Source organism: Sphingomonas sp. 7/4-4, from assembly GCF_027941955.1.
In the GTDB taxonomy this organism is placed as follows: Bacteria; Pseudomonadota; Alphaproteobacteria; order Sphingomonadales; family Sphingomonadaceae; genus Sphingomonas.
This window is the reverse complement of the sequence record NZ_CP115960.1, coordinates 3,665,971-3,692,867: the sequence shown is the minus strand read 5'-3', so window position 1 is coordinate 3,692,867 and position 26,897 is coordinate 3,665,971. Positions and strand designations below refer to the sequence as shown.

Annotated in this window: 28 protein-coding genes and 4 pseudogenes; 17 read left to right on the top strand and 15 right to left on the bottom strand. The window is 67.1% G+C overall.

Annotated features, from left to right (window positions below; genetic code table 11):
- Genes hemH through PIB19_RS23770 form a run of 4 tightly spaced genes read right to left on the bottom strand, consistent with a single transcriptional unit; the run spans position 1 to position 3,237 of the window.
- Entirely contained in the window at positions 1–1,008 is a 1,008-nt protein-coding gene (hemH, locus tag PIB19_RS18920) for a ferrochelatase (RefSeq protein ID WP_271238574.1), read from the bottom strand.
- On the bottom strand, positions 1,005–1,388 hold the full coding sequence (locus PIB19_RS23780; protein WP_443018645.1) for a molybdopterin cofactor-binding domain-containing protein: 384 nt from the start codon (positions 1,386–1,388) through the stop codon (positions 1,005–1,007). Before PIB19_RS23780 ends, hemH begins: the two co-directional genes overlap by 4 nt.
- Positions 1,367–2,332 (bottom strand): molybdopterin cofactor-binding domain-containing protein, encoded by a 966-nt coding sequence (locus tag PIB19_RS23775; RefSeq protein WP_443018754.1) that lies wholly within the window; start codon positions 2,330–2,332, stop codon positions 1,367–1,369. The genes PIB19_RS23780 and PIB19_RS23775 overlap by 22 nt, the downstream gene beginning before the upstream one ends.
- Complete coding sequence (locus tag PIB19_RS23770; RefSeq protein ID WP_443018644.1) at positions 2,269–3,237, bottom strand: molybdopterin cofactor-binding domain-containing protein; 969 nt, start codon at positions 3,235–3,237, stop codon at positions 2,269–2,271. The genes PIB19_RS23775 and PIB19_RS23770 overlap by 64 nt, the downstream gene beginning before the upstream one ends.
- Positions 3,238–3,357: 120 nt before the next feature.
- Here PIB19_RS23770 and lgt point away from each other — a divergent pair, with 120 nt between their 5' ends.
- The 4 genes and pseudogenes from lgt (at position 3,358) to pgeF (ending at position 6,592) form a co-directional block, all read left to right on the top strand.
- Complete coding sequence (lgt, locus tag PIB19_RS18910; protein ID WP_271238573.1) at positions 3,358–4,242, top strand: prolipoprotein diacylglyceryl transferase; 885 nt, start codon at positions 3,358–3,360, stop codon at positions 4,240–4,242.
- Positions 4,243–4,262: 20 nt separating this feature from the next.
- Positions 4,263–5,315, top strand: coding sequence for a class I SAM-dependent methyltransferase (locus PIB19_RS18905; RefSeq protein WP_271238572.1), 1,053 nt, complete (start codon positions 4,263–4,265; stop codon positions 5,313–5,315).
- Positions 5,312–5,821 (top strand): GNAT family N-acetyltransferase, encoded by a 510-nt coding sequence (locus PIB19_RS18900; RefSeq protein ID WP_271238571.1) that lies wholly within the window; start codon positions 5,312–5,314, stop codon positions 5,819–5,821. Before PIB19_RS18905 ends, PIB19_RS18900 begins: the two co-directional genes overlap by 4 nt.
- Positions 5,822–5,831: 10 nt before the next feature.
- Positions 5,832–6,592 (top strand): annotated as a pseudogene (gene pgeF, locus PIB19_RS18895) (peptidoglycan editing factor PgeF).
- 45 nt (positions 6,593–6,637) lie between these two features.
- On the opposite strand, the gene typA reads toward pgeF, so the two are convergent.
- Positions 6,638–8,461 (bottom strand): translational GTPase TypA, encoded by a 1,824-nt coding sequence (gene typA / locus PIB19_RS18890; protein WP_271238570.1) that lies wholly within the window; start codon positions 8,459–8,461, stop codon positions 6,638–6,640.
- Between the two features lie 97 nt (positions 8,462–8,558).
- On the opposite strand from typA, the gene PIB19_RS18885 reads away from it, so the two are divergent.
- The 4 genes from PIB19_RS18885 (at position 8,559) to PIB19_RS23215 (ending at position 11,155) form a co-directional block, all read left to right on the top strand.
- Entirely contained in the window at positions 8,559–9,122 is a 564-nt protein-coding gene (locus tag PIB19_RS18885) for an NADPH-dependent FMN reductase (RefSeq protein WP_271238569.1), read from the top strand.
- A gap of 98 nt (positions 9,123–9,220) precedes the next feature.
- Complete coding sequence (locus tag PIB19_RS18880; protein WP_271238568.1) at positions 9,221–10,426, top strand: toxic anion resistance protein; 1,206 nt, start codon at positions 9,221–9,223, stop codon at positions 10,424–10,426.
- Between the two features lie 4 nt (positions 10,427–10,430).
- Positions 10,431–10,733 carry a hypothetical protein gene (locus PIB19_RS23220; protein ID WP_336297189.1) on the top strand — a complete coding sequence of 101 codons (303 nt, stop codon included), beginning with the start codon at positions 10,431–10,433 and terminating at the stop codon, positions 10,731–10,733.
- Positions 10,730–11,155, top strand: a complete 426-nt coding sequence (locus PIB19_RS23215; protein WP_336297188.1) for a hypothetical protein — start codon at positions 10,730–10,732, stop codon at positions 11,153–11,155. Before PIB19_RS23220 ends, PIB19_RS23215 begins: the two co-directional genes overlap by 4 nt.
- Here the strand turns inward: PIB19_RS23215 and PIB19_RS18870 are convergent.
- Positions 11,125–11,568, bottom strand: a complete 444-nt coding sequence (locus tag PIB19_RS18870) for an Rrf2 family transcriptional regulator (RefSeq protein WP_271238567.1) — start codon at positions 11,566–11,568, stop codon at positions 11,125–11,127. The genes PIB19_RS23215 and PIB19_RS18870 overlap by 31 nt on opposite strands.
- Positions 11,569–11,655: 87 nt before the next feature.
- Between PIB19_RS18870 and PIB19_RS18865 the strand changes: the two genes are divergently transcribed.
- Positions 11,656–12,438 (top strand): class I SAM-dependent methyltransferase, encoded by a 783-nt coding sequence (locus PIB19_RS18865; RefSeq protein ID WP_271238566.1) that lies wholly within the window; start codon positions 11,656–11,658, stop codon positions 12,436–12,438.
- Between the two features lie 6 nt (positions 12,439–12,444).
- Here the strand turns inward: PIB19_RS18865 and PIB19_RS18860 are convergent, their stop codons facing one another.
- The 3 genes and pseudogenes from PIB19_RS18860 to ubiA form a co-directional block, all read right to left on the bottom strand.
- Positions 12,445–13,230 (bottom strand): 3'(2'),5'-bisphosphate nucleotidase CysQ, encoded by a 786-nt coding sequence (locus PIB19_RS18860; protein WP_271238565.1) that lies wholly within the window; start codon positions 13,228–13,230, stop codon positions 12,445–12,447.
- Positions 13,223–14,569, bottom strand: coding sequence for a TldD/PmbA family protein (locus tag PIB19_RS18855; protein WP_271238564.1), 1,347 nt, complete (start codon positions 14,567–14,569; stop codon positions 13,223–13,225). Before PIB19_RS18855 ends, PIB19_RS18860 begins: the two co-directional genes overlap by 8 nt.
- Positions 14,570–14,613: 44 nt before the next feature.
- Positions 14,614–15,527 (bottom strand): annotated as a pseudogene (gene ubiA / locus PIB19_RS18850) (4-hydroxybenzoate octaprenyltransferase).
- Positions 15,528–15,644: 117 nt separating this feature from the next.
- Between ubiA and PIB19_RS18845 the strand changes: the two are divergent.
- The 5 genes from PIB19_RS18845 to PIB19_RS18825 all read left to right on the top strand — a co-directional run bounded on the left by PIB19_RS18845 (position 15,645) and on the right by PIB19_RS18825 (position 18,768).
- Positions 15,645–15,881 (top strand): hypothetical protein, encoded by a 237-nt coding sequence (locus PIB19_RS18845; RefSeq protein WP_271238563.1) that lies wholly within the window; start codon positions 15,645–15,647, stop codon positions 15,879–15,881.
- 22 nt (positions 15,882–15,903) lie between these two features.
- Entirely contained in the window at positions 15,904–16,179 is a 276-nt protein-coding gene (locus tag PIB19_RS18840; RefSeq protein ID WP_271238562.1) for a hypothetical protein, read from the top strand.
- Positions 16,176–16,433 carry an EF-hand domain-containing protein gene (locus PIB19_RS18835; protein WP_271238561.1) on the top strand — a complete coding sequence of 86 codons (258 nt, stop codon included), beginning with the start codon at positions 16,176–16,178 and terminating at the stop codon, positions 16,431–16,433. The genes PIB19_RS18840 and PIB19_RS18835 overlap by 4 nt, the downstream gene beginning before the upstream one ends.
- A 159-nt stretch (positions 16,434–16,592) precedes the next feature.
- Positions 16,593–17,333 carry a 16S rRNA (uracil(1498)-N(3))-methyltransferase gene (locus PIB19_RS18830; RefSeq protein WP_271238560.1) on the top strand — a complete coding sequence of 247 codons (741 nt, stop codon included), beginning with the start codon at positions 16,593–16,595 and terminating at the stop codon, positions 17,331–17,333.
- A 58-nt stretch (positions 17,334–17,391) separates the two neighbouring features.
- On the top strand, positions 17,392–18,768 hold the full coding sequence (locus PIB19_RS18825) for a glutamate--cysteine ligase (RefSeq protein WP_271238559.1): 1,377 nt from the start codon (positions 17,392–17,394) through the stop codon (positions 18,766–18,768).
- A gap of 52 nt (positions 18,769–18,820) precedes the next feature.
- On the opposite strand, the gene PIB19_RS18820 is transcribed toward PIB19_RS18825, so the two are convergent.
- Both PIB19_RS18820 and PIB19_RS18815 read right to left on the bottom strand, forming a co-directional pair.
- Positions 18,821–19,744 (bottom strand): CsgG/HfaB family protein, encoded by a 924-nt coding sequence (locus PIB19_RS18820; RefSeq protein ID WP_443018643.1) that lies wholly within the window; start codon positions 19,742–19,744, stop codon positions 18,821–18,823.
- A 129-nt stretch (positions 19,745–19,873) separates the two neighbouring features.
- Complete coding sequence (locus tag PIB19_RS18815; protein ID WP_271238558.1) at positions 19,874–21,166, bottom strand: methyltransferase family protein; 1,293 nt, start codon at positions 21,164–21,166, stop codon at positions 19,874–19,876.
- A 127-nt stretch (positions 21,167–21,293) separates the two neighbouring features.
- Here PIB19_RS18815 and PIB19_RS18810 point away from each other — a divergent pair, with 127 nt between their 5' ends.
- The 3 genes and pseudogenes from PIB19_RS18810 (at position 21,294) to PIB19_RS23210 (ending at position 24,508) form a co-directional block, all read left to right on the top strand.
- The gene (locus PIB19_RS18810) at positions 21,294–23,183 is read left to right on the top strand and encodes a M61 family metallopeptidase (RefSeq protein WP_271238557.1); all 1,890 of its coding nucleotides are present in this window, start codon (positions 21,294–21,296) and stop codon (positions 23,181–23,183) included.
- 34 nt (positions 23,184–23,217) lie between these two features.
- Positions 23,218–23,800: pseudogene (ppa, locus tag PIB19_RS18805) on the top strand (inorganic diphosphatase).
- A 52-nt stretch (positions 23,801–23,852) separates the two neighbouring features.
- A pseudogene (locus PIB19_RS23210) lies at positions 23,853–24,508 on the top strand (DUF1345 domain-containing protein).
- A 321-nt stretch (positions 24,509–24,829) separates the two neighbouring features.
- On the opposite strand, the gene PIB19_RS18795 reads toward PIB19_RS23210, so the two are convergent.
- The 4 genes from PIB19_RS18795 to PIB19_RS18780 are packed head-to-tail and all read right to left on the bottom strand — an operon-like array spanning position 24,830 to position 26,897.
- Complete coding sequence (locus PIB19_RS18795; protein WP_271238556.1) at positions 24,830–25,204, bottom strand: TfoX/Sxy family protein; 375 nt, start codon at positions 25,202–25,204, stop codon at positions 24,830–24,832.
- Positions 25,204–25,521 (bottom strand): DMT family transporter, encoded by a 318-nt coding sequence (locus PIB19_RS18790; protein WP_271238555.1) that lies wholly within the window; start codon positions 25,519–25,521, stop codon positions 25,204–25,206. Before PIB19_RS18790 ends, PIB19_RS18795 begins: the two co-directional genes overlap by 1 nt.
- Before the next feature lie 3 nt (positions 25,522–25,524).
- Positions 25,525–26,001: a GNAT family N-acetyltransferase gene (locus PIB19_RS18785; protein WP_271238554.1), complete on the bottom strand. Its 477-nt coding sequence runs from the start codon at positions 25,999–26,001 to the stop codon at positions 25,525–25,527.
- Complete coding sequence (locus tag PIB19_RS18780) at positions 25,998–26,897, bottom strand: DMT family transporter (protein WP_271238553.1); 900 nt, start codon at positions 26,895–26,897, stop codon at positions 25,998–26,000. The genes PIB19_RS18785 and PIB19_RS18780 overlap by 4 nt, the downstream gene beginning before the upstream one ends.

The following is a 26,897-nucleotide window of genomic DNA, read 5'->3' as shown; positions in this document are numbered from 1 at the left end:
CTAGGGAGCGTCTGCCCAGCCCGCAAGTTCCCGTTCCAATATCTTCTTGAGCATAAGGATCCCGGGATTGCTTGCATTGAGGCAGGGCAGCACTGCGAAATGCGTGCCGCCCGCCGCAATGAAGGTCTCGCGGCCGCGGATCGCCAGCTCCTCGAGCGTCTCGACGCAATCGGCGGAGAAGCCGGGCGCGACCAATGCGATCCGGGTGATCCCCTTGCCCGGAAGCCCCGCCAGCACCGTATCGGTGGCGGGTTCGAGCCATTTGGCGCGACCGAAGCGCGACTGGAAAGTGACGGTCAGCTCACGTCCCAGCGCCTCGCTCAGCAGCCGCGCGGTCTTCTGACAATGGCAATGATAGGGATCGCCAAGATGCAGGGTCCGTTCCGGCATGCCGTGGAAACTGGCGAGCACCGACTGCGGCTCGAAATCGAGTGCGGCGAGCGATTCCTCGACCGATTGCTTCAGCGCGGCGATATGCGCCGGGTCGTCATGATAAGGCGGCAGCGTACGGAGCGCCGGCTGCCAGCGCATCTTCGCCAGCTCGGCAAAGGCCGCGTCGTTGGCGGTCGCGGTCGTCGCCGCGCAATATTGCGGATAGAGCGGTGCGATCAGGATGCGCTCGCAGCCCGCTTCCTTGAGCGCGCGCAGCCGCTCGCCGAGCGCCGGGCGTCCGTACCGCATCGCATGATCGACGATCACATCGGGCCCGAACGCGCCCTGCAGCGCCTCGGCCTGCGCGCGGGTGATCGCGGCGAGCGGCGAGCCGCCCTCCTGCCACACCTGCCGATAGGCATGCGCCGATCTGGCCGGGCGCGTGCGCAGTATGATCCCGTGGAGGATCGGCTTCCAGACCAGCCCGGGGATCTCGATCACGCGGCGGTCGGATAGGAACTCGGCGAGATAGCGCCGCACCGCGCCTGCCTCGGGCGCGTCGGGCGTGCCGAGATTGACGAGCAGCACGCCCACCCTGGCCGGCGGGATCTTCGGATGATCGGGCGGCGGGATCATTCCATGTCCGATAGCAAGGGCAGCCGCCGGAAGCGCACGCCCGTCGCCGCCTGCAGCGCATTGGCGATCGCCGGCGCGACCGGCGGCACCGCGAGCTCGCTCACGCCCCCGGGTTCGTCGGCGTTGCGGATCAATTCGACGGTGATGTCGGGGCAGTCGGCGAGCGTCGGCAGGCGAAGCTCGGTGATGTCGCGGACATCGGCGACATTCTCGGTGAACCCGGTCGAACAGCCCACGGCGCCGGCCAGCCCGAACAGCAGCCCGCCCTCGATCTGCTGCATGACGAGATCGGGATTGACCATCCGCCCGCAATCGACTGCCGCCACCAGTCGCTCGACCTTGACGCGGCGATCGCCGGTCAGCTGCGCCTCGGCGAGCACTGCGATGTGCGAGCCGCGGAAGCTGTGGCACGCGATCCCCTGCCCGCTGCCCGGCTGCCCACCCTGCCAGCCGCCGAGTTGCGCCACGGTCTGGAGACAGCGCGCCAGCCGCGGCTGTCCCCAAGCATCGCCATGCGGAACGACAATGCGTCCTGCTCGGCGATATGCGCGAGCTCGTCGAGGAAGCTCTCGGTGAAGAAGCAGGTGTAGCTATGGGCGCCCGAGCGCCAATAGCCGGTCGGCACGCCGATCTCGGCGGGATGATGGTCCACCGCGAGATGGGGAATCGCATAAGGCGGCACCGCGCCCTCCACCGCGCCGGGATCGCTGCCGCTGAGCGTCAGCCCGATGCCGGGAAGCGCGGCGCCGCGCAGCAGTCGCCCGGCAAGCTCGCGGCCCGTGGCCGGCGCGGCGATCTTGGCGAGCCAGCCGGTGAGCTGCTTCTGCTGACTAAGCCGCGCGGTCATCCGCCCGGCGGCGGCGGGACGGAAGCGATCGCGCCGGAAATCCTCGCCGCGCGACCAAGTGAGCTGCACGGGCCGACCGATCCGCATCGCGAGCAAGGCCGCCTGTGCCGCCACGTCGGTTTCGAGCTTGGCGCCGAACGAGCCGCCCGCCATCGTCGGATGGAGGATCACGGATCCCTCGTCGAGCCCCGCCGCGCGCGCCGCCGCCGCGCGGGCAAGTCCCGGCGCCTGTGTCGGCAGCCACAGGGTCAGCCGCCCGTCACGGTGGACCGCGGTCGCGGTCATCGGCTCCAACGGTGCGTGGAGCGCGAGGCCGACGCGATATTCGGCCGCGACCACCTGCGCCCCGCGGAACTGCGCCGCGAGATCGCCCGCCTCGGCGATGCGCGTGCCCTGGCCGTCCAGCGCGGCGCTCAGCGCCTGTTCGATCGAATCGCTGTTGACCACTGGCTCGGGCGTCTTGAAGCGCGGCCGCATCGCATCGATCGCGCGGTCCGCCGCCCACCAATTGTCGGCGACCGCAGCAACCCAATCGTCGGTGGTGACCACTGCGAGCATGCCGCGGATCCGGTTGGCAGCGGCACGATCGACCTTGACCAGCCCGGTCTCGCCGGCGGGGCCCTGCCGGATCGAGGCATAGACCATGTCGGGCAGCCGGATATCGGCGGCGAAGTTGGCGCTGCCGTCGATCTTGGGCGGCGCATCGAGCCGCGGCAGCGGCTGGCCGAAGAGCCCAGGCCCTTCCCCGTTCTGAGCGGTACGTCGTCCGGCAGGCTCTGCTCCGCCGCCTCGGCCGCGAGCACGCCGAAGCCGAGCTTGCGATTGCCCTGATAGACGAGACCGTTGAAGGTGCCGACGGCCTTCCAGTCGACGCCCCAGCGCTTCGCCGCCGCCTTGGCCAGCAGCACCCGCGCCGCCGCGCCGGCGTGCCGGAGCTCGCCCTCGAAATTGCGGATCGAAGTCGAGGCGCCGGTGAGCATCAGTCCGGACCGCCGGACATGCGCGCGGCGCAGCGCCTCCGGAAGCGGCCCCAGCGCGGCCGCGAACAATTCCTCCGCGGCAAGCGGATTGGCGTAGAGCGGGTTGAGCGGCGCGGGCTCGACTCCCACCATCTTCCAGTCCGCGCCGAGCTCGTCCGCGATGATCTGCGGCATGGCGGTATAGACCCCCTGCCCTTCCTCGCATTGCGGGACGGCGACCGTGACATGGCCGTCGGTGCCGATCTTGAGCCATGCGCCGAACAGGCTCTCGCCCGGCGCGGGAGTAAGATTGGGGAGATAGGTGCGCGGCCACGCCGCCCAGGCGACGACCAGCCCGATTCCGACGCCGCCGCCGATCAGCAGCGTCCGCCGGTCGAGCTTGCTGCGCGTGCTGGTGTCCACCGCCATCGCCCCGCTGTATCGCGCAGCTTCGCTCGACGCCAGCCGCGTGAAAGGCGTTGGGTTTGCCGCCCGGCTGCTCTATCGCTGCGGCAAGATCGATTGCCGGGGAACGACAAGACCGTGCTGCTCCACCTTCTCGCCGCCGCGGGCGACCATCTCCACTTCAAGGACCTCGGGCTCGACCCGGTCGCAGTCAATCTCGGCTTCTTCCAGATCAAATGGTATTCGCTGGCGTACATCGCCGGCATCCTGGTCGGCTGGTGGTACCTGCTCAAATTGCTCGCCCAGCCCGGCGCGCCAATGGCCCGCCGCCATGCCGACGATCTCGTCTTCTATGCGACGCTCGGCATCATCCTCGGCGGGCGGATCGGCTACGTGCTGTTCTACGCGCCCGAGATGATCGTTCAATCGCCGCTGCAAATCTTCCGGCTGTGGGACGGCGGCATGTCGTTCCACGGCGGCGTGATCGGGACGACGGTCGCGATCATCCTGCTCGCGCGGCGCCAGGGGCTCGATTGGCTGCGCATCCACGATTATGTCGCCTGCGTCGCGCCGTTCGGATTGTTCTTCGGCCGCCTCGCCAATTTTGTGAACGGCGAACTCTGGGGCAAAACCACCGACCTTCCTTGGGCGATCGTCTTCCGCAACACCGTGCAGACCGGCCTGCCCGAGCCCGCACGGCACCCGAGCCAGCTCTACGAGGCGGGACTGGAGGGCATCCTGCTCTTCGTCATCCTGTGGTTCTTCTTCTGGCGCACCGACTCGCGCTACCAGCCCGGCAAGCTCGTCGGCATCTTCGTGCTCGGCTACGGCCTGTGCCGCTTCTTCGTCGAGTTCTTCCGCGAGCCCGATGCCCAGCTCGTCTGGCTGGTCGACGCGACCGGCCTGCACATGGGCCAGTGGCTGTGCATCCCGATGATCGTCGGCGGCATCTATCTGATCGCCACCGCCAATCGCCGCCGCAAGCGTGTCGAGCCGATCGCGGGGTCGGAGAGCGTGGCGTAATCCTGTCGTCCCGAATGGATATGACGAACTCCGAACCGCTCCTCCCCGAACGCCTCGCCCGCGCGATCACGATGGCGGGCCCCATCCCGCTGTCGCAATTCATGGGCGCGGCGAACGCCCATTATTATGCGACGCGCGATCCGCTGGGCGCGCGCGGCGATTTCACCACCGCGCCCGAGATCAGCCAGATGTTCGGCGAGCTGATCGGGCTGTGGCTCGCCGACCTGTGGGACCGCGCCGGACGGCCGGTGGCGCGTTATGTCGAATTGGGCCCCGGCCGCGGCACGCTCGCCGCCGATGCGCTGCGCGCAATGGCCAAGGCGGGACTCGAACCGCCGGTCGACTTCATCGAGACCAGCCCGACCTTGCGCGCCGCGCAGGCCGAGCGGGTGCCGGGCGCCGAATGGCATCTCGGCTTCACCGGAATCTCGGAAGACGGGCCGCTGCTCATCGTCGCCAACGAATTCTTCGACGCGTTGCCGATCCGCCAACTCGTCGCCACCGAGGACGGCTGGCACGAGCGGCTGGTCGCGTGCCAGGACACCTTGTTCCTGCCGGTCGCCGGCGACCGCAGCTTCGACATGATCATCCCGCCCGACCTGCGCGGGGCCGCACCGGGATCGATCCTCGAGACCTCGCCTGCCGGCGTCGCGGTGCTGCGCGGACTCGCCGCCCGGCTGACCGCGCAGGGCGGCGCCGCGCTGATCATCGACTATGGCTATGAGGGCCCGGCGATCGGCGACACGCTCCAGGCGGTGCGCGGGCACGCTTATGCCAATCCGTTCGAGGAGCCCGGCGAGGCCGACCTCACCGCCCATGTCGATTTCGCGACGCTCAAGGAAGCCGCCGAGGCCGAGGGGCTGGTCGTCCACGGCCCGGTGACGCAAGGCGCGTTCCTCAAGGCGCTCGGCATCGAGGCGCGCACCGAGGCGCTCGCCGGGGCATCCCCCGACCGCGCCGAATCGCTGGCGATCGACCGCGACCGGCTGATCGGCGACGAGGCGATGGGCGAATTGTTCAAGGTCGTTGCCCTCACCGCTCCGGGCTGGCCCATTCCCGAGGGGTTCGAATGATCCATTACCGCGACGCCCTGCCCGCCGACGGCCCCGCGCTCTCCGCAATGGCGCAGCGCTGCTTCACCGATACGTTCGGCAGTCTCTACCGCGCCGAGGATCTCGCTTTGTTCCTCGATCGGGCCTTCGGCGCCGACGGCCTGCCCTCGCAGCTCGACGATCCGCGCTTCAGCGTCCGCGTCGCGCTCGACGGCGATGCCGTGGCGGGCTTCGCCAAGATCGGCCCGGTCGATTTCCCCGGCGACTGGACCAGCGACACGATCGAGCTGCACCAGCTCTATGTCCTCGGCCGCTGGCAAGGCGAAGGCCTGGCGCCCGAGCTGATGGACTGGACGATCGCCACTGCCCGCGCGCGCGGCTTCGCCCGCATGGTGCTCAGCGTCTATGTCGACAATCACCGCGCCCAGCGTTTCTACGCGCGCTACGGTTTCCGCGAGATCGGCAAATACGAATTCCGCGTCGGCGATCATGTCGACGACGATCGCATCTGGAGCCTCGATCTGTGAACCCGGATCTATGAACCAGGTCGAAGTCATTCGCGCTCGCGCGCTCGACGGCGTTTCGCACGGCTTTCTCGGCCGCAGCGGCGGCGTCTCGACCGGCGTCGTGGCCGGACTCAATGTCGGCACCGGTTCGGCCGACGATCCGCAGGCGATCGCCGAAAATCGCCGCCGCGCCGCCGAGGCCGTGCTTCCGGGCAGTCGGCTGGTCACGGTCTATCAGGTCCACTCACCCGACGCCGTCGCGGTGATCGAGCCGTTCGACGATCGCCTGCGCCCGCGCGCCGACGCGCTCGTCACCGATCGCCCCGGGCTCGCATTGGGCATCCTGACCGCGGACTGCGCACCCGTGCTCCTCGCCGATCGCGAGGCCGGCGTCGTCGGCGCGGCGCATGCCGGATGGAAGGGCGCGATCGGCGGCGTCACCGATTCGACGATCGCCCTGATGGAGACTTTGGGGGCAAAGCGCGAGCGCATCACCGCCGCGGTCGGCCCGTGCATCGCCCGCGCCAGCTACGAAGTCGATGACGGCTTCTTCCGCCGCTTCGCCGAGGCCGACCCCGCCAACGAACGCTTCTTCGCCGACGGAAGGCCCGGGCACCACCAGTTCGATCTCGAAGCCTATGTCGCGCACCGCCTCGCCGCCGCGGAATCCGCACCGTCGAGACGCTCGGGCTCGACACGTATTCGGACGCGGACCGTTTCTACAGCTTCCGCCGCGCCACGCACCGCGGCGAGCCCGATTACGGCCGGCAGATCGCGATCATCGGGCTGTAGCCCTCGCGAAAAGGGCGCCCGGATCGCTCCGGACGCCCTTCGAACTCAGGCCGCCTGCTTGGCGCGCGAAGCCCGCTTGCGATCGTGCGGATCCAAATAGCGCTTGCGCAGCCGGATCGACTTGGGCGTGACTTCGACCATCTCGTCGTCGTCGATATAGGCGATCGCCTGCTCGAGCGTCATCTTCTTCGGCGGGGTCAGGCGGATCGCGTCGTCCTTGCCGCCCGATGCGCGGAAGTTGGTGAGCTGCTTCGCCTTCATTGGATTGACCTCGAGGTCATCCGGCTTGGCGTTCTCGCCGACCACCATGCCCTCGTAGAGCGCCTCGCCATGTCCGACGAACAGGATGCCGCGCTCCTCGAGCGGGCCGAGCGCGTAGCTGTTGGCCTCGCCCGAGCCGTTCGAGATCAGCACGCCGTTCTTGCGGCCCTCGATATTGCCCTTGTGCGGGCCGTATTTCTCGAACAGCCGGTTCATGATGCCGGTGCCGCGCGTGTCCGACAGGAACTCGCCGTGATAGCCGATCATCCCGCGCGAAGGCGCCGAGAAAGTGATGCGGGTCTTGCCGCCGCCCGAGGGACGCATGTCGGTCATCTCGGCCTTGCGGATGTTCATCTTCTCGACGACCGTGCCCGAATATTCCTCGTCCACGTCGATGATGACGGTCTCGTACGGCTCGGTCTTCTTGCCGTCCTCGTCGGTGCCGAACAGCACGCGCGGACGGCTGATGCCGAGCTCGAAGCCCTCGCGGCGCATCGTCTCGATCAGTACGCCGAGCTGGAGCTCGCCGCGGCCGGCGACTTCGTACGAGTCGCGGTCGTCGGCCTCGGTGACCTTGATCGCGACGTTGCTCTCGGCTTCGCGGAACAGGCGATCGCGGATCATGCGGCTGGTCACCTTGGTGCCCTCGCGGCCCGCCATCGGCGAATCGTTGACCGCGAAACGCATGCTCAGCGTCGGCGGATCGATCGGCTGGGCGTGGAGCGGCTCGGAGACCGAGGGGTCGCAGATCGTGTTCGAGACGGTGGTGTGCGTCAGCCCCGCGATCGAGATGATGTCGCCCGCCTGCGCTTCGTCGGTCGGCACGCGCTCGAGACCGTGGAAGGTCATGATCTTGGTCGCGCGCCCGGTCTCGACGACCTTGCCGTCATTATCGAGGCTGTGGATCGGCTGGTTGGTCTTGACCGAACCCGAGAACACCAGGCCGGTGAGGATGCGCCCGAGGAAATTGTCGCGGTCGAGCAGGGTCACGAGGAACTTGAACGGACCGTCCGGATCGGCCGAGGGCGGCGGCACATGCTCGATGATCTTGTTGAACAAGGGCGCCAGCGTGCCTTCGCGCAGATCCGGCGACTCATTGGCATAGCCGTTGCGGCCCGAGGCGTAGAGCACCGGGAAGTCGAGCTGCTCGTCGGTCGCCTCTAGGCTCACGAACAGGTCGAACACTTCGTCGAGCACTTCCTGGATGCGCTCGTCCGGACGGTCGATTTTGTTGACCACGACGATCGGCCGCAGGCCCAGCGCCAGCGCCTTGCCGGTGACGAACTTGGTCTGCGGCATCGCGCCTTCGGACGAATCGACCAGCAGGATGACGCCGTCGACCATCGACAGGATCCGCTCCACCTCGCCGCCGAAATCGGCGTGGCCGGGGGTGTCGACGATGTTGATCCGCGTGCCTTCCCAATCGACCGAGGTGCACTTGGCGAGAATCGTGATCCCGCGCTCCTTCTCGAGGTCGTTCGAGTCCATCGCGCGCTCTTCGATGCGCTGGTTGTCGCGGAACGTGCCGGACTGGCGGAAGAGCTGGTCGACGAGCGTGGTCTTGCCGTGATCGACGTGGGCGATGATCGCCACGTTGCGGAGGTTCATGCGTATATCCTGATTGGCCGCAAAAGGCGGTTTCGCGGGGCGCCCTTAGCGCAATTTGTGCGTTGCGGGAAGTCTTCGCGCCGCTACGGATAAACACATGGCCGAACCGCTCCGCATTCTCGTCATCATGGGCAGTGTCCGAGAAGGGCGCATGGCCGAGCCTGTCGCCAACTGGGTGCTGGAGCAGGCCGTGGTGCGCGAAGGCCTCGCCTGCGAGCTGATCGACCTCAAGGACTGGGATCTGCCCTTCTATCCCTTCCCGCACGCGCCCGCGCAGGGCAAGTACACCGATCCGCTCCAGATCCGCTGGGCGGAAAAGATCGCGAGCGCCGACGGCTATATCCTGATCTGCCCCGAATATAATCACGGGCCGCCCGCCGTGCTCAAGAACGCACTCGACTTCGTCTATGCCGAATGGAACCGCAAGCCGGTCACCTTCGTGGGCTATGGCGGCAATGGCGGGGCACGATCGATCGAATTGCTGACCTGCGTGACCCGCGAGCTGCAGATGGCGCCGCTCGAGGCATCGGTCCACATCATGGGCGTGTGGGGCAAGGTGAAGGCCGGGGTATTCACGGGTGACGACAAGGACCTGCGCTGGACCGGCCATTTGTTCGACGAACTCCTGTGGTGGGGCCACGCGCTCAAGGCGGCGCGCTGATCTTGGCGAATGGCTCGGGGTGTACTATTTAACTGACACACTTGGATAGCTGCCGCGAACCCCTTATGGGTGTCCGCGACAGCTTTGGAGGGTTTGGAATGGCGACCGAGACTGCAGTGGCCGAACAGGATCTGGTGCTCACTGCGCCCGACCCGGTGAAAGTGGTTGCGCCCGAAAAGGCCGCGGGGCTGGTTCCGGTGGAAGACACCAAGAAGAACGAGCTCGAAAAGCGCGTCGAAGGCTTCATCGACGATCTGGTCGCGCAGGACGTAAACTCGCCCGAATTCGGCAAGCGCGTCGATGCGATCGCCGCGATGGGGCAGAAGGAAATCCGCGACGCGGCGGGCCAGTCCAATCGCTTCCTCGATCGCCCGGTGCGCGCGATGAGCACCGATACCGGCGTCGGTGCCGATCTGCTCCAGCTCCGGAAAACCGTCGAAGAGCTCGATCCGGGCCGCAACGGCAAATTGATCGGCGGCAATGACGGGTTCCTGTCGAAACTGTTCGGCGGCTCGCCGCTCAAGCAGTATTTCCGCAAATACCAGTCGTCGCAGAGCCACATCCAGGGCATCCTGAAGAGCCTGTCCAGCGGCAAGGACGAGCTGCTGATGGACAATGCCGCGATCGACACCGAGCGCGCGAACCTCTGGAACGCCATGGGTCGCCTCGAGCAGATGATCTATCTGTCCAAGGCGATGGACGCCAAGATCGAGGACAAGGCCAACGAACTCGACCACACCGATCCCGCCAAGGCGAAGGCGCTGCGCGAGACCGCGCTCTTCTATGTCCGCCAGCGCACCCAGGACCTGCTCACCCAGATGGCAGTGACGGTGCAGGGCTATCTTGCGCTCGATCTGGTCAAGAAGAACAATGTCGAGCTGGTGAAGGGCGTCGACCGCGCCTCCACCACGACGGTTTCCGCGCTGCGCACCGCAGTCACCGTCGCGCAGGCGCTGACCAACCAGAAGCTCGTGCTCGACCAGATCACGGCGATCAACACGACGACCGCGGGGCTGATCGATTCGACCGGACAATTGCTCAAGAGCAACACCGCCGCGATCCATGAGCAGGCGGCCAATTCGACGATCCCCGTCGAGACGCTCCAGCGCGCCTTCCAGAACATCTACGACACGATGGACGCGATCGACACCTTCAAATTGAAGGCGCTCGACAGCATGAAGACCACGGTCAACACGCTCTCGAACGAAGTCGAGAAGTCGAAGGGCTATATCGCCCGGGCCGAGGGCGCCGCGCAGAACCAGGGCGGCGCACCCGCCGACACGTTCAAGCTGGAGGCGATGTAAGCCCGTGACCGATGTCGATCGCCTCCGCGCGCGTGCCGACGAGCTGATCGAGCGCTCCCGGGCCCGCGCGCCGGCGAGCGCGGCCGACCAGAGGCTGCGCCGCCGGCGCGAGGCGGAGGTGGTCCGGCGGGTCGGCCGGATCGCGATCGCCGACGGCGCGATCCTTGCCGGCGCGATCGTGTTTGCGCTCGCCGTCGCGCCTCTGGGGATCATGGGCGCGATGCTCGTCGCATTGCTGCTGATCGTCGCGACCATCGTCTTCGCGGCGCTGCCCGCGGGGGCGGCACTCCCGAGATCGAGCAATTGACGCAGGTGCCGCTCAAGGCATTGCCGCGCACCACCGAGCATTGGCTAGATGCGCAGCGCCCCGCATTGCCCGCGCCGGTGCAGGGGCTGGTCGATTCGATCGGCGTGAAGCTGGAGTTTCTCGCCCCGCAGCTGGCCCTGCTCGACGAGCAATCCCCGGCGGCCGGCGAAGTACGCAAGCTGGTCGGCGAGCAGCTCCCCGAGCTGATCAAGGGCTATGCGCGAGTGCCCGAGCCGCTGCGCCGGGTCGAGCGCAACGGGCTCACGCCCGATCAGCAGCTCGCCCAGGGCCTGCAGGTGATCGACGACGAGATCGCCGAAATGTCCGCCCAGCTCGCACAAGGCGACTTGGATTTGCTCGCGACGCGCGGCCGCTATCTCCAGATCAAATATCAGGGCGACGAGGGCAGCGGCCCGGCGTAGCGCGCGTCGAAGTCGCGCGCGAGCTGGCCGAGGCTCACCGAACCGAACCGCGCGATCAGCAACTTCTCCGCCTCGCTCAGCGCATCCGCCAGCGATTCGTTGACCAGCTTCTCGACCAGGCAATGCGTCGGCCCGGCCTCGTTGCCGATCGCGAAGATCTGCGGCCCGCCGACTGCGCGATGGACGTCGAGCAGCGAGATCGCATCGAGATCGCAGGCGAGCACCCAGCCGCCGCCATGCCCCTTTTCCGAGCGGACATAGCCCGCCTCGCGCAGCCCCGCCATCGTGCGGCGGACGACCACCGGATTGGTCCGCAGCATCGTCGCGATCGCGTCCGAGGTCATCGGCCCGTCATGCCGCGCCATGTGGAGCAGCACGTGGAGCATTCGGGAAAGCCGGCTGTCGCGTCGCATCGTCCGATCCTTGGAGCCCGCACCGCATTTGGCAAGCAGTGCTCATCATGATACATTTGATGTTACATGATTCGCGGGAGTGTGGAAATGCGCCGAATGAACGACCCCGATCGCTGGAACGACCTGGCCAGGCACTATGAGGAGACCGCGCACCCGTTCACTGCGCCCTTCGCGGAGGCGGCGCTCGCGCGGATCGAAGTGACGCGGCAGACCCGCCTTCTCGACGTCGCGACCGGCACCGGAGCACTCGCATTGGCGGCGGCGTGGCAGGGTGCGCAGGTGCTCGCGACCGACTTCTCGCCCGGCATGGTGGCGCGCGTGACTGCGCACGAACTGCCCAATCTCGAAGGCCGGACGATGGACGGCCAGGCGCTCGACCTGCCCGATGCTTCGTTCGACGCGGTTTTCTCCGTGTTCGGCGTGATGATGTTCCCCGATTGGCGCAAGGGGCTGGCCGAGATGGCGCGCGTCACCCGGCCGGGCGGGCATGGCGTGGTCGCCACCTGGATCAGCGAAGGCGCGGCGACGCATCTGCTGCTGTCGCAGGTCGTCCGCGCATTATTCCCGGAACGCGATTGGCGGACCGGCCTGCCCGAAGGACTGACCTGGCTCGGCAAGCCCGAGACGCTCGCCGCGGAGATGGTCGCCGCGGGCTATGTCGCGCCGATCATCGAAACGATGACGCACGATTATCTGCTCCGGATGACCGATCTAGTTCCCGAAACGCAGTTCGGGCTGAGCGAGGATTGGGCCGCACTCGGTGCGGACGACCAGAAAGCAGTGATCGACGAAGTCTATCGGCGCGCGGACGGGCGGGAGGTGCTGCCAGTGCCGTCGACCGCGCTCATCGCGGTAGCCACGCGCCCCTGACGCGCCTCAGGGCTTGCCGATCGCTTCATTCGCGCGGTCGGCAAGCCGCTCGACCGCCGCGGCGTGGATGCCCGGTGCCGTGGCCAGCACGCCGAACGCCTGCGCATCAGGCGTATTGAAATCGAGCGGGCGGCCGAACGCGTCGCTCACCGCCGCCCCCGCCTCGCTGGCGAGCAACACCGCCGCGGCGATGTCCCATTCATTACCCCAGCGGATCGTCGCGAGCAGATCGGCTTCGCCCGCCGCGACCATAGCGATACGCAATGCGATCGAATTGGGCTTGGCGACCATCACCAAGTCATGGTCGACCTTGGAGAGCTGGTCCGCAGGCACCCGCGCGCCGACAAGCTGATCACGCTCGGCTACCCGCAGCCGCTCGCCGTTGCGGAAGGCGCCCTTCCCGGCCTCGGCGGTCCACACTTCCTGCCGTGCCGGTGCGTCGAGCACGCCGATCACCGGCTTGCCGCGCTCGACCAGCGCCACCGAGACCGCCCAGCCCGGCCGCCCGCGCAGATAGTCGCGCGTCCCGTCGATCGGATCGACCACCCAGATACGCTCGGCATCCAGCCGCGCGGCGCTGTCGATCGTCTCTTCGGAGAGCCAGCCGGCATCGGGAAGCAATTCGCCGAGCCGGTAGCGCAGCATCCCGTCGACTTCGAGATCGACGGCGCACACCGGATTGCCCGGCGACTTCTCCCAGCGGCGGAAATCGGTGTTCCACAGCCGGATCGCGAACCGCCCCGCATCGGCGGCGATGTTCGCGACTTCGGCGGCGAGATCGGACTCATTCACCGGCGATCGTCATCCCGTCGATGCGCAAGGTCGGCGCGTTGATGCCATAGCGGAATTCCAGGTCGTTGGCGGGCGTGAGCGCGAGGAACATGTCCTTCAGATTGCCCGCGATGGTGATCTCGGACACCGCCCGCGTGATCTCACCCTTCTCGATCAGGAAGCCCGCCGCGCCGCGGCTGTAATCGCCGGTGACGCCGTTGACGCCCTGCCCGATCAGCTCGGTGACGAGGATGCCGCGATCGATTTCGCCGACCAGGGTCTCGGGCGGGATGCTGCCGGACTGCATGTAGAGATTACTCGGCGCCACCCCCGGTGCGCCGCCGATGCCGCGCGAGGCATGGCCGGTCGGCTCGAGCCCGAGCTGACGCGCCGAGGCGCTGTCGAGCAGCCAGGTCTCCAGCATGCCCTGATCGACCAGCTTGATCGGCAGCACCGGCAGCCCCTCGCCGTCGAAGGGCCGCGAGCGCAGCCCGCGCGGGCGGTGCGGATCGTCGCAGATCGTCACGCCCTTCGCGAATATCTGCTGGCCGAGGCAATCGAGCAGGAAGCTCGTCTTGCGCGTGATCGACGAACCGCCGATCGCGCCGAGCAGATGGCCGATGAGCCCCGCCGAGACGCGGCGATCGAATACCACCGGCATCGCCCCGCTCGGCACCTTGGCGGGATCGAGCCGGGCCACCGCGCGCTCGCCCGCCAGCCGCCCGATCGCCTCGGGGGCCTCGAGCATCGACGCGTGGCGCGCGCTGTGATGGGCATGGTCGCGCTCCATCGCGCCACCGCTGCCCGCGAGCACGCTCGCCGATATGCCGTGGCCGGTCTGGGCATAGGCGCCGGTGAAGCCGTGGCTGGTGGCGATCGCCATCACCGAGCGGCTCGCGCTCGCGCTCCCGCCCTCGCTGTTGGTCACGCCCGGAACCGCACGCGCGGCATCCTCGGCGGCGAGCGCGCGTGCTCTCAGCGTTTCGGGAGCGTCGTTGGCCCCGTCGTCGAGGTCGAGCAGAGGCGGGCTGCCGTGCATCAGCCGCTCCTGCGGCGCGAGCCCGGCCCATTTGTCTTCCGGCGCTTCTCGCGCCATCGCGATCGCACGCTCGACCAGCGCATCGAGCGACTCGTTGCTCAGGTCCGAAGTCGAGACGCTCGCCGAGCGCCGCCCGACGAACACGCGCAGCCCCAGCTCCTCGCTTTCGGAACGCTCGACATCCTCGAGCGCGCCCATCCGCACCGAAACCGACAGCGAACGATCCGCGGCGAACACTGCGTCGGAAGCGTCGACACCCGCGGCACGCGCCCTGTCGACGATGTCGTGGACGCGTTCGCAGGCTTGGGACTCGGTCAGCATCGCAGCGACTTAGGGAGCCGACCCGCTGACGTCAAAGAGACAGGTCAAAGAGTCTGGCCGACCACGAAGCAGGCAGCGAACATCAGCAGCCCCGCGTTGCGGTTCGAGCGGAAGCGATGGAGCGCATTGGCGCCATCGGCGGGCACGAGGGTCACCACCTGCCAGCCGAGATGCAAGGCCATCGGCAGCAGCGCCGCGAGCGCGACAGGATCGGGACGAAGCTGCCAGAAAGCGGTGCCCCACAATGCCAGCGCGACGGCATAGAAGCCCGCAACACCGCCCCGAACATGGCTGCCGAGCCGCCGTGCGGAGGAACGCACGCCGACCAAAGCGTCGTCCTCGACATCCTGCAGCGCATAGATCGTGTCGTAGCCGATCACCCAGAAGATGCAGCCGGCATAGAGCAGCAGCCCGGGCAGCCAGCCCCAATCGGGTGCCTCGGCCCAGCCGACCAGAGCGGCCCAGGAGAATACCAGCCCGAGCCAGGCCTGGGGCCACCAGGTGACTCGCTTCATGAAGGGATAGGCCGCGACCAGGATAAGACTGCCGAGCGCGACGCCGGCCGCGAGCGGAGTCAGCTGGATCAGCACCACCAGTCCGATCAGGCAAAGCGACACCAGCCAGATCCACGCCGCCTTGAGCGACACTGCCCCGCTGGCGAGCGGGCGGCTGGCAGTGCGCGCGACCTGCCGGTCGAGGTCGCGGTCGACGATATCGTTGTACACGCAACCCGCGCCGCGCATCGCGATGCTGCCGAGCAGGAACCACAGGATCAGGTCCCAGCGGACGAGTGCATTTCCCGATAGCGCGACGGCCCAGGCGCCGGGCCAGAACAGCAGCCACCAGCCGATCGGCCGATCGAACCGCGCGAGCAGCGCATAGGGCGCACGGCGGCGGGAAGCATCCCGACCAGCCCGCGATGCTCGGTGTCGGGGACGATCTCGGGTGCGGCGGCCATGGCCCCGTCTTCGCGCTGGCCGGGCAAAGATCAAGCGGGCGATTGCAACAATCCGGCATATTCCGGCGACAAAGCGCGCGCAGGGATCCCCGAAAGCTCGATCGCGGGAGGCGGGATATGCGTGCACTGGTGTTGGGAAGTCTGATCGTGCTCGCGGTCACCGGCAGCGCATGGGCGCAGGACGCGCCGCCCGAAGGCCCGCCGTCCGGCCAATGGCGTCCGGACGGTCCTCCACCGGGCGGTCCGCATCGCGGCCCATTGTTCATCAGTCCGATGGGCGAACCCTTTCGCGGCACGCCCGGCGGCCCCGCGCCGCAGGACGCCTGGTTCGACGGCGCCGATGCGAGATCATGACGGTGCACTCAGCGAGGACGAAATGATCGCCGACGCCGCGCGCTTCTTCGCGCTGCTCGATGTGCGCAAGGACGGCGAGATCGATCCCGACGATGTGGAGCGCTACGAGACCGTGCTCGCCCCCGAGATCCGCACCAGCGGATTTGGCGGTGGTGGTGGCGGGCGCAGGCCGGGCGGTCGGGGCCATGGCGGTGGACGGCATGGCGGCCATGGCGGCGGTGGCCCCGGAGGGGCGGTCCGGGCGGCGGCGATGGCGAGGACGGGCCGCGTCCCGGTCGCGACCCGAGCATCGGTATGAAGCAGGGCGCGGCGCGCTTCGGCTATCTCGCTTATCCCGAGCCGGTGACCGTCGCCGATCGCAACCTCAATCGCGGCGTCGATCCGGCCGAGTTCGCCAAGGCCGCCTCTCAGCGCTTCGCGATGCTCGATACCAACCATGACGGGAAGATCGACAAGGCCGAACTGCCGAAATTGTCGCGAGGCTTCGGCGGCCGCGGCCTGCGCGGCGACGACAAGGGCGCGCGGGCGGATATTCCGGAGGCTCCGCAATAGGCCGCCGATCGCCTTTCTTTCCACACGCCCTTCGACAAGCTCAGGGCGAACGGATGGCGGGCCATGCCCTCCCCGTTCGCGCTGAGCCTGTCGAAGCGCCGTCAGCTGATCTGCATGTCGCCGGGGTGACGGAGGGGGACGGGCGGCTAGGGAATGCGAATGCCCGCAACCCCCGCCTGGCCCCCGCAATCCACGCCGCGCCTGTTCGTCGAGACCGAGCTCGCCCCTGGCCCGCTGCGCATCGAGGGCCCGCCGGCGCATTACCTGATCCAGGTGATGCGGATGAAGGCCGGCGATCCGGTCAAGCTGTTCGACGACAAAACCGGCGAATGGCTCGGCATCACGCAAGCTATGGGCAAGCGCGATCTCGTGCTCGACGTGACCGAGCGGCTGCGCGAGCGCGAGCCGGTGCCCGACCTGTGGCTCTGCGCCGCACCGATCAAGAAAGGCCGGATCGACTGGGTCGCGGAAAAGGCGTGCGAGCTCGGGGTCGCGCGGTTGGCGCCGGTGCTCACTCGTCGCGCAGTCGTCGACAAGCTCAATTTGGACCGGCTGCGCAGCCATATGATCGAGGCCGCCGAGCAATGCGGCCGCACCGCGCTCCCCGAGCTGGTCGAGCCGGTCAAGCTGACCGCGATGCTGCGCGACTGGCCGAGCGAGCGCACCCTGTTCTTCGCCGACGAGACCGGCGGCCTGCCGGCGCTGGAAGCGATGCGCGCCCATCCCGGCCCCGCCGCGATCCTCGTCGGTCCCGAAGGCGGCTTCGACCCCGAGGAGCGCGAGGCGATCCGTGCGCATCCGAAAGCAGTGGGAATCGCGCTGGGACCGCGTATTCTGCGCGCCGAAACCGCGGCGGCAGCGGCCGTAAGTCTTTGGATGGGAACGGTCGGGGATTGGTGACCGAACGGTACGAAATTGCCACTGGCGCGTGCCCTCACGCGCAGCTAAAGGCCCGCGGATGAGCACGAAGACCGTTTCGAACAGCAACGCAGCGGTCATCGAGGACCGTGCTCAGCTGGTGGAATATTTCGCCCGCGGCGAGAAGCCGAAGGACCGCTGGCGGATCGGCACCGAACACGAGAAGTTCGTCTATTGGAAGACGCCCGATCATCGCGCGCCCAGCTATGAGGAGCCCGGCGGCATCCACGCGCTGCTGATCGGCCTCACCCATTATGGCTGGAAACCGGTCTATGAGGGCGAGAACATCATCGCGCTCTCGGGCCCCGATGGCGCGATCAGCCTCGAGCCGGCCGGCCAGTTCGAGCTTTCGGGCGCCCCGCTCGAGAATCTGCACGAGACCTGCGCCGAAACCGGGCGTCACCTTCAGCAGGTCAAGGAAGTCGGCGACCGGCTCGGCATCGGCTTTCTCGGCCTCGGCATGTGGCACGACAAGACGCGCGCCGAGCTGCCGATCATGCCCAAGGGGCGGTATGAGATCATGCTGCGCCACATGCCGCGGGTCGGCAATCTCGGGCTCGACATGATGCTGCGGACCTGCACGATCCAGGTCAATCTGGACTATGCCTCCGAAGCCGACATGGCGAAGAAGTTCCGCGTCGGGCTCGCGCTCCAGCCGCTGGCGACTGCGCTCTTCGCGAACTCGCCCTTCACCGAAGGCAAGCCCAACGGCTTCCTGAGCTTCCGCAGCCATATCTGGTCGGACACCGATCCGGCACGCACCGGCATGCTGCCCTTCGTGTTCGAAGACGGCTTCGGATACGAGCGCTACACCGATTATGCGCTCGATGTGCCGATGTACTTCGTCTACCGCGACGGCAAATATATCGACGCCGCCGGGCAGAGCTTCCGCGATTTCCTGAAGGGCGAATTGCCTGCTTATCCCGGCCACAAGCCGACGATCGACGATTGGGCGGACCATTTGTCGACCGCTTTCCCCGAAGTGCGGATGAAGCAGTTCCTCGAGATGCGCGGCGCGGATGGCGGGCGCTGGGGGCGGATCTGCGCGCTGCCGGCTTTCTGGGTCGGATTGCTCTATGACGATGCCGCGCTCGATGCGGCGTGGGAGCTGGTCAAGGACTGGTCGATGGAGGAGCGCGAGGCGCTGCGCAGCGCCGTCCCGAAGCGCGCGCTCGATGCCCCGATCCCCGGCGGTGGCACGCTGCGCGACATCGCCGGCGAAGTGCTCGACATCGCTGCGGCGGGGCTCAATGCCCGCGCCCGGATCAATGCCTCGGGCGATAACGAGAGCGGCTTCCTCGATCCGCTGCGCGAGATCGTCCGCACCGGCAAGGTGCCCGCCCAGGTGCTGCTCGATCGCTTCAACGGCGATTGGGGCGGCGACATCACTCGTGTCTACGAAGAAGCGAAGTTCTAGAGCGTCCCGCTGAAATTCCTCCCCGCATGCGCGAGGAGGAATTTCACGTGCGTCAGTTGGACGGCGCCAGCTTGGTATTGAGCACCCAGCCGACATTGTCGTTCTCGTCGGCGACTTCCCACCACAGGCCATTCTTGGTGCCGGTGGGATAGACGATCGCGCCCGCAGGCAGCGTCCGGAGGACCCTGGCCGAGGCCGAGGCGGATGCCCGCAACGCGACGGGAGCCTGTGCAGTGAAGGTCTTGGTCGGCGTCGCGCCGGCCGTACCTTGGTCGCCGTCGCGCACCAGGCCGAGCCCGGTGACCATCCGGCTATACGCCTGGATGAACGACAATGTGACGATGCGGCCGATATCGGTGTTGTCATAGCCGCCGCCGACCGCGCCGCCGATCGCGAGGAAGCCGCCGCCGCCGAACGACAGATTGCTCTTGGCGGCATAGCCCTCTTCGACGGCGATCGTCTCGGTCGTTCGGACGTTGGTCAGCGAAAGCTGGGTATTGGCTTCCATCTTCTTGCTCTTGATGCCGCCGAGCAGGCCGCCGACGCGACCGCCGACCAGCCCGCCGATTCCCGCGGCGGCACCACCGCCGCTGACGTTGCTGTTCGCGCTCTGGATCTCGGCGACCAGCACATAGTCCGCCGCCTTGATCTGGCCCTGGCCGACGTTCGAGCCGCGCTGCATGCCGAGGCCGGCGCCGATGTTGCGCTCACGCGTCGCGGCATTGAGCCCGGTGCCGCGATCGACGATGTTGAAGCAGCCCGAACGCTGGACGAGCACGCGCAGCAGCTTCTGCGGCGGCGCCAGCTGGTTCTGGGTCCAATAGCTGGGATCGTCGCCGTCCATGATCGCGACGGTGCCCAGCTTGCGCGTGCACCGCGGCACGTCGGCCGCGGCAGCTTCCTGCATCTTCTGGCCCTTGGACGCGCGGGCGCCCTGCGCGGCGGCCGGCGTAACTGCCAGGGCCACGGTTGCCACTGAAACCGCGAACAATAACGCTTTCATCGGATTCCCCTTTACTCATGATCAAATGCCCAGGACTGCGCATATGTGCGAAATGACGCAAAGGCTAGTCCCGCGCGACAAGTCGATGGCGGATCGCAACGCTCAGGGGCGCCGGCCGGTGACCCGGGCGACCAGGCGCGGCACCGGCGCATTGCGCGCCATCCACGCCGAATATTCCTGATAGGCGGGATCGCCGCCGAGGTGGCGCTCCTCGGTCCTGGCGCGCCAGTAATAGACGCCGCTGACGCACGCCATCACCGCGGCGTTGCGGACTGCGTCGTGCCAGCCGGTGGTGGCGAGGAACGGCATCGTCGAGAGCCACCAGAAGAGGTTCTTCGAGAGATAGGCCGGATGCCGGGTCCAGGCATAAGGGCCATGGGTCAGCACGCCGCGATGGGTGAGGTTCGAGAAGCGCAGCCCGAACGCGATCGTCGCCCAGGCATAGATCGCAGTCAGCACAACCAAAATCGCGCCGAGCGCGCCCAGCAGCCACGCATGCCCGTCCAGCCAATAGGACCAGTCGGCAGTGCCCTGGTGATAATCGAGCGGCCCGCCCTCGCCCATCAGCAGGAACGGCGGATAGCAGATCAACGCTGCGGTCCAGCCCGCCGCATAGGGATTGGCGGTGCGGATATGCGCATCGAGCGGGCGGAAGGTCAGGATGTAGCCCGCGGTCGCGAACGCCACGTCGATCACGAACATGAAGGTGACGAGATACATCGCCAGCCCCACCGGATTGCGCAGCACCGTCATCGGATCGATCGAAACGAACTCGGCAAAGCCCGGCGGCACGATCGCGATCATGAAGGCGAGGAAGAACGCCTTCACGGCCCAGCTGCGCAGATGGTTGAAGATCGCCTCGCGGTCCCAGCCCTCCGCGCCCATTGCCCAGGCGCCGAGCGACCAGGCCCCGTCGCGCGGATCGGTCAGCTTCCGGTCGAGCCAGAGTACATAGGGCACCGAGAGCACGAACAGCGCCGGCGCCACTGCGACGAAGCACGACATCGCGAAGGGATAGTTTGCATAGCGAGTCTCGCCCCAGACGCGGCTCAGCGCATAGATCGCGGCGATCGCGCCCCAGGTCAGCCACAGCCCGGTGAGTTTGGTCACCGACACGTCGAGCGTCTCGCGCCACGGCCGCTTGAGGCTCCAGTCGATCCCGGTCGAGGGATTGCGATGCACCTTGTCGACCGCGAGTGACCAGATCACCATCGGCAGCGCGCAGGCGGCGACGTTGACCAGCGCCGAGAACGGCCCGTCCAGCCTGAAGACATGCGCGACGCCCACCCACGCGGTCATGCCGATCAGCCCGACCAGCCCGACGGCGCCGCTCACCGCCGAGCGCGGACGCGGATCGGCCTTGGCGCGCGCGGCGAGTGCGGGGTCGTGATACATGGCCGAAACATCTAGGCCGCAATGGTTAGGGAGCGGTGAAGGATGCGGCGCGCCTGCACGCCTCTTTACCGCCTGTGATTTCAGGGCCTAAGTGCCGCCATCCCTTCCTCCGATGAGGTCGCCAACAATGCATCGTGCGCCGCCGTTCGCCGCTCTTCTTCTCGCCACCACCGCCCCCGCCATCGCGCAGAACTCCGCGCCCCAGCCGGTGCCGATCGTCGATACGATCCCCGAGGCACGCGACATGGCCTATCCGGGCACGATGCTGCTCGACGTGGACGCGACCGACACCCAGCGCGGCATCTTCCGGGTCAAGCAGACCATCCCCGTCGCCAAGAGCGGGCACATGGTTTTGCTCTATCCCAAATGGCTGCAGGGCAAGCACGGCCCCCGCGGCGAGATCGAGAAGCTGACCGGGCTGCAGATCAGCGCCAACGGCAAGCGGCTGCAATGGAAGCGCGACCCCGTCGACGTCTTCGCCTTCCATATCGACGTGCCTTCAGGCGCGAAGAAGCTCGATCTCGAATTCCAGTTCGCCTCGGCCACCTCGGGCGATCAGGGCCGCATCGTCATGACGCCCGCGATGATGAGCCTCCAGTTCAATTCAATGAGCCTCTATCCGGCGGGCTATTTCGTGCGCCGCATCCCGGTGCAGGCCAAGGTGAAATATCTCGAGGGCTGGTCCGCCGCCTCCGGCCTGCCGTCGAAGGTGACCGGATCGACCTACACCTATGAGAAGACCAACTACGAAGTGCTGGTCGATTCGCCGGTGCTCGCCGGCCGCTATTACCGCCCGATCGAATTGAGCCCGCGGGTGACGCTCGACGTCTTCGCCGACAGCCCCGACGAACTCGAGGCCAAGCCCGAGCAGATCGACGCCCACAAGCGCCTCGTCGATCAGGCGGTCAAGACGATGGGATCGCAGCAATACGACCATTATCACTTCCTGCTCTCGATCAGCGACGAGCTGGGCGGGATCGGCCTCGAGCATCACCGCAGCTCCGAGAACGGCGTGAAGCCGGGCTATTTCATCAAGTGGGACGAAAATCCCACCGGCCGTAACCTGCTGCCCCACGAATATACCCATAGCTGGGACGGCAAATATCGCCGCGGCGCCGATCTCTGGGCACCCGATTATCGCACCCCGACCCGGGGCTCTTTGCTCTGGGTCTATGAGGGCCAGACCCAGTTCTGGGGCTATGTCTTCCAGGCGCGCTCGGGGCTGGTGACCAAGGAGAATACGCTCGAAGGCTATGCCGCGATCATGGCCAGCCTCGACAATCGTCTCGCCCGCACGTGGCGGCCGATGGGCGACACCACCAACGATCCGGTGATCACGCCGCGCGCGCCCAAGGGCTGGGTCAGCTGGCAGCGTTCCGAGGATTATTACAACGAGGGCCTGCTGATCTGGATGGAAGTCGATTCGATCCTGCGCGAGCAATCGAAGGGCACCAAGTCGATCGACGATTTCGCCCGCGCCTTCTTCCAGGGCCGCGACGGCGATTATGGCGAAGTGACCTACAATTTCGACGACGTCGTCCGCACGCTGGGCGCGATCCAGCCCTATGACTGGCGCGCCCTGCTCGACCAGCGCGTGAACCAGGTGTCCGAGCGCGCGCCGCTCGCCGGGTTCGAGCGCAACGGCTACAAACTGGTCTATACCGAGGAGCCCAACAAGGCGACGCCGAAGACCAGCGTGGATTTCGCTTACTCGCTGGGACTGTCCCTGGGTCCCAAGGGCATCAGCACCGTCGCCTGGGACAGCCCGGCGTTCGACGCGGGCATCGACCTCGGCGACGAGATCGTCGCTGTGAACGGCCGCGCCTACACCGGCGATCGCCTGAAGCAGGCAGTCAAGGACGCCAAGGGTTCGAAGGATCCGATCAAGCTGCTGCTCAAAAGCGGCGATCGCTACCGCGAAGTCGCCATCGACTATCATGGCGGGCTTCGCTATCCGCACCTCGTGAAGACGGCCACGGGAGAGGCTGGCCTCGACAAGTTGCTGCAGCCCCGCTGAGACGGGGCGCGGCGCCAACCAAGCAAGGTCCGAAATGCGTATCGACTTGATCCCGGTGGGCGAGAATCCGCCGCACACTCTCAACGTCATCATCGAAGTCCCGACCGGCGGCGAGCCGGTGAAATATGAATTCGACAAGGCCAGCGGCGCGCTGTTCGTCGATCGCATCCTCCACACGCCGATGCGCTATCCGGCGAATTACGGCTTCGTTCCACACGCTCTCGCCGGATGGCGATCCGCTCGACGCGCTGGTGATCGCACGCTCGCCCTTCATCCCGGGCTGCGTCGTGCGCGCGCGCCCGATCGCCGTGCTCAACCTCGAGGACGAAGCCGGCGGCGACGAGAAATTGGTCTGCGTCCCCGACGACAAGACCTTTCCTTATTATTCGGACATCGAGGAAAAGGACGATCTGCCCAGCATCGTGATGGAGCAGATCGAGCATTTCTTCACCCACTATAAGGACCTCGAGAAGAAGAAGTGGGTGCGCATCGGCACCTGGGGCGGCGCCGAGGATGCGCGCCGGATTACCCTCGAGGCGATCGACCGCTACAACGCGGACAAGACGGCCGCGGCGGAATCGGTCGACGCGACCGGCGTCGACACGCCGCAGGGCTGATCCTGCCCCTCTCCCCGCCGGGGGAGGTGGCGAAGGCCATGGAGGGGCGGCGATGGCACGAAAGAATCTCGCGCACGGCAAGGCGATCGGCAATGTGATCGCGCCGCCGCGTTTCCTGCTGTTCATCGCCGCCACTGCCATTGCCCTGTTCTTCGCGATCCCCGCGCTGGGGCTGCGCACGGGGGTGATGGTCGGTTTCGACGCCGGCTCCTCGATCTTCCTCCTGTCCGTGCTGCCGCTGCTGCGGCATCGCTCGGATGACATGCGTCGCTCGGCAAGCCGCAACGACGCCAATCGGCTGTTGCTGCTGTTCCTCACTCTCGCAGTGAGCCTCGTCGTCTTCGTCGCGGTCGCCAGCATATTGATGGAGGGCGACACGCCCGACATGCGATCGATTGCGCTGATCGTGGGCACCATCATTTTGTGCTGGGTGTTCAGCAACACCATCTACACGCTGCACTACGCCCATCTCTATTACCGCGCCGGCGACGGCGGCGATGCCGCGGGCCTCGAATTCCCCAGGAGCCCGAGCCCGATTATTGGGACTTCGTCTATTTCGCCTTCTGCCTCGGCATGACCTTCCAGACCAGCGACGTGAGCGTCACCGACCGCGGCATCCGCAAGGTGGTGACGCTGCATTGCCTCGCGGCATTCGTGTTCAACCTCGGCATCGTCGCGTTCACGATCAATGTGCTGGGGGGATCGTAAGGCTGATAGGCGACGGGGCCGCTATTCCATTCGGACCTCCCCTCCCTGCAAGGGAGGGGTCGGGGGTGGGTAGAAAAGAGCGGGCTCGATGCCCGGTCTTTTCTTTCTTCCATGCGCATCGCAGGGCTCGCTGCGCTCGCACCCACCCCCAGCCCCTCCCTTGCAGGGAGGGAGCGCATCCCACCTTGCAATGTAGGATTTCACCTGCTTCGCTCGCGCCGTCGGGAAGAAGTCCCGCCGCTCTTTGACAGGTCCGCAACCCCGCTCCGCTTCGCGAAAGAATATTACGTGATGCGCGCCGTTTCGGCCAAAAGAGTCAATTTAGGACCCGAGGCTGTCCTGGCCCTTCTTCGGCTTCTTCTTCGGCGCGCGCTGCCCGGCAGCGATCCCCAGCGCCGCCCATTCGCGCATCGCGTCGGCATCGTCGTACACGTCGTCCGGCGCGCGGCGATAATTCATGGTGCCGATCCGGCCGTTCGGGAATTCGTAGCTGAAGCGCTCGCAGCCTGCGGCGTCCCACAATGCGTCGCTCTCGGCATCGGCCTTGAACCGCAGCACGCCGTCCGAAGTGACGATCGCGAACGGCGCGCCGGCGAGATAGAGCGTCGCGCCGCCCATCATCCGGCGCATCGTCACGGTGCCGACTGGTTCGAGCGCCTCGGTGATCCAGGCGACAAGGTCCTCATCGACCGCCATTATTGCGCCGTCAGCTTGAGCCCGGCGATGCAGGCCACCACGCCGAGGATCAGCAGCGAGCGCAGGACGGTGGCCGGCTCGCCGAACCACAGCATGCCGACCACCACCGCGCCGACCGCGCCGATACCCGTCCACACCGCGTAAGCGGTCCCCATCGGGATGGTGCGCGCTGCCGTCTCGAGCAGCACCATCGACAGCGTCGCCGAAACGAGGAAGCCGAGCGTCCAGGGAATGTTGCGGAAGCCATCGGCATAGCGAAGGCAAGTGGTGAAGCCGATCTCGAAGCAACCAGCGAGGATGAGCCAGATCCACGCCATCTTCTATCTCCCTGCGAGTTTCACCAGCGCATCGCCCGCAACGCGCTGGACGCGCCATTCGTCCATGCCGACCGCGCCCATGGCGCGATAGAAGTTGATTGCCGGTTCGTTCCAGTCGAGCACCGCCCATTCGAACCGGCCGCAACCGCGGTCGAGCGCGATGCCGGCGAGATGTCGCAGCAATGCGGTCCCCACGCCCGCCCCGCGCGCCGCCGGCGTGACGTACAGATCTTCGAGATAGATGCCCGGCCGTCCGGTCCAGGTCGAGAAATTCTGGAAAAACAAGGCGAAACCCATCGGCGTGCCGTCCATTTCGGCGATCACGGCCTCGGCCGCCGGGCGCTCACCGAACAATGCCGCCGCCAGCAGTTCCTCGGTCGCCACCACCGCCTCGGGCTCGCGCTCGAACTCGGCGAGTTCGCGCACCAGGCCCAGGATCAGCGGCACGTCGGCAGGCGTGGCGGGACGGATATGAATCATGGGAGTACAGCCTCTGCTTCGGGAGCGGCACCGCGGCCGCCTTGCTTTCGTGCCGCGAGCAGACAACCCGCGACGATCAAAACGGTGCCCGCCAAAGTGGCGACGGTCACCTTCTCGCCGAACATCCACCAGCCCATCAGCGACGCCCAGATGAAGGCGGTATATTCGACCGGAAGCAAGACCTGCGCTTCGGCGCGGGCATAGGCCCAGGAAAGCAGCAGCAGCGAGACGATCGCGAGCAGGGCCGCCGTGACGATCCCGGGCCAATGCTGCGCCGCCGGCACGGCGAGCCACCACGGCGCCGCCAGCGCGAGCAGCCCGAGCGCGAACAAATTCTGGAAGAAAGCGATTTCGAGCGGCTTTGCGAGCTGTGCCTGGTGCCGCGCGACGACGAGGTTCATCGCATAGACCACCGCCGAGAAGAGCACGGCGATCATGCCGATCACGGTCTCGCGGCTGTGCGTGCCGCCCACGCGCCCGGCGACGACGACCGCCACGCCGGCGAGCCCGAGCAGCGATCCCCACACCGATTGCGCCCCGATCTGCTCCTTGAGGAAGACCGCCGCGAGCCCCAGCGCGATCAGCGGGGCGATGAACGACAAAGCGATCGCCTCGGCCAGCGGCACGCGGACGATGCCCCAGAAGAAGGAGATCGCCATCACCGCGACGAGGACGCTGCGGCCGAAATGCACCTTCATCGTGCTGCGCTTCGGCAAGGTGGGCCGCGTGAAGGCATAGGCCGCGCCGGTCAGCAGCACCGCGACGCCGAGCCGCCAGACCAGGGTGTTGTACGCGCCGATCTCGATCGACACTGCCTTCATCACCGCGTCCATGATCGAATAGAGCGCGATTCCGGCGGACGCCGCACCCAGAGCAACAGTGGCAGGGACCCGCAT

Bases quoted from the DNA above. Each gene is read 5' to 3' on its own strand.
- hemH (WP_271238574.1), bottom strand. From the start codon at position 1,008: ATGATCCCGCCGCCCGATCATCCGAAGATCCCGCCGGCCAGGGTGGGC.
- PIB19_RS23775 (WP_443018754.1), bottom strand. From the start codon at position 2,332: ATGCGGCCGCGCTTCAAGACGCCCGAGCCAGTGGTCAACAGCGATTCG.
- PIB19_RS18905 (WP_271238572.1), top strand. From the start codon at position 4,263: ATGACGAACTCCGAACCGCTCCTCCCCGAACGCCTCGCCCGCGCGATC.
- PIB19_RS18900 (WP_271238571.1), top strand. From the start codon at position 5,312: ATGATCCATTACCGCGACGCCCTGCCCGCCGACGGCCCCGCGCTCTCC.
- typA (WP_271238570.1), bottom strand. From the start codon at position 8,461: ATGAACCTCCGCAACGTGGCGATCATCGCCCACGTCGATCACGGCAAG.
- PIB19_RS18885 (WP_271238569.1), top strand. From the start codon at position 8,559: ATGGCCGAACCGCTCCGCATTCTCGTCATCATGGGCAGTGTCCGAGAA.
- PIB19_RS18880 (WP_271238568.1), top strand. From the start codon at position 9,221: ATGGCGACCGAGACTGCAGTGGCCGAACAGGATCTGGTGCTCACTGCG.
- PIB19_RS18870 (WP_271238567.1), bottom strand. From the start codon at position 11,568: ATGCGACGCGACAGCCGGCTTTCCCGAATGCTCCACGTGCTGCTCCAC.
- PIB19_RS18865 (WP_271238566.1), top strand. From the start codon at position 11,656: ATGCGCCGAATGAACGACCCCGATCGCTGGAACGACCTGGCCAGGCAC.
- PIB19_RS18855 (WP_271238564.1), bottom strand. From the start codon at position 14,569: ATGCTGACCGAGTCCCAAGCCTGCGAACGCGTCCACGACATCGTCGAC.
- PIB19_RS18845 (WP_271238563.1), top strand. From the start codon at position 15,645: ATGCGTGCACTGGTGTTGGGAAGTCTGATCGTGCTCGCGGTCACCGGC.
- PIB19_RS18840 (WP_271238562.1), top strand. From the start codon at position 15,904: ATGATCGCCGACGCCGCGCGCTTCTTCGCGCTGCTCGATGTGCGCAAG.
- PIB19_RS18835 (WP_271238561.1), top strand. From the start codon at position 16,176: ATGAAGCAGGGCGCGGCGCGCTTCGGCTATCTCGCTTATCCCGAGCCG.
- PIB19_RS18830 (WP_271238560.1), top strand. From the start codon at position 16,593: ATGCCCGCAACCCCCGCCTGGCCCCCGCAATCCACGCCGCGCCTGTTC.
- PIB19_RS18825 (WP_271238559.1), top strand. From the start codon at position 17,392: ATGAGCACGAAGACCGTTTCGAACAGCAACGCAGCGGTCATCGAGGAC.
- PIB19_RS18815 (WP_271238558.1), bottom strand. From the start codon at position 21,166: ATGTATCACGACCCCGCACTCGCCGCGCGCGCCAAGGCCGATCCGCGT.
- PIB19_RS18810 (WP_271238557.1), top strand. From the start codon at position 21,294: ATGCATCGTGCGCCGCCGTTCGCCGCTCTTCTTCTCGCCACCACCGCC.
- PIB19_RS18795 (WP_271238556.1), bottom strand. From the start codon at position 25,204: ATGGCGGTCGATGAGGACCTTGTCGCCTGGATCACCGAGGCGCTCGAA.
- PIB19_RS18790 (WP_271238555.1), bottom strand. From the start codon at position 25,521: ATGGCGTGGATCTGGCTCATCCTCGCTGGTTGCTTCGAGATCGGCTTC.
- PIB19_RS18785 (WP_271238554.1), bottom strand. From the start codon at position 26,001: ATGATTCATATCCGTCCCGCCACGCCTGCCGACGTGCCGCTGATCCTG.
- PIB19_RS18780 (WP_271238553.1), bottom strand. From the start codon at position 26,897: ATGCGGGTCCCTGCCACTGTTGCTCTGGGTGCGGCGTCCGCCGGAATC.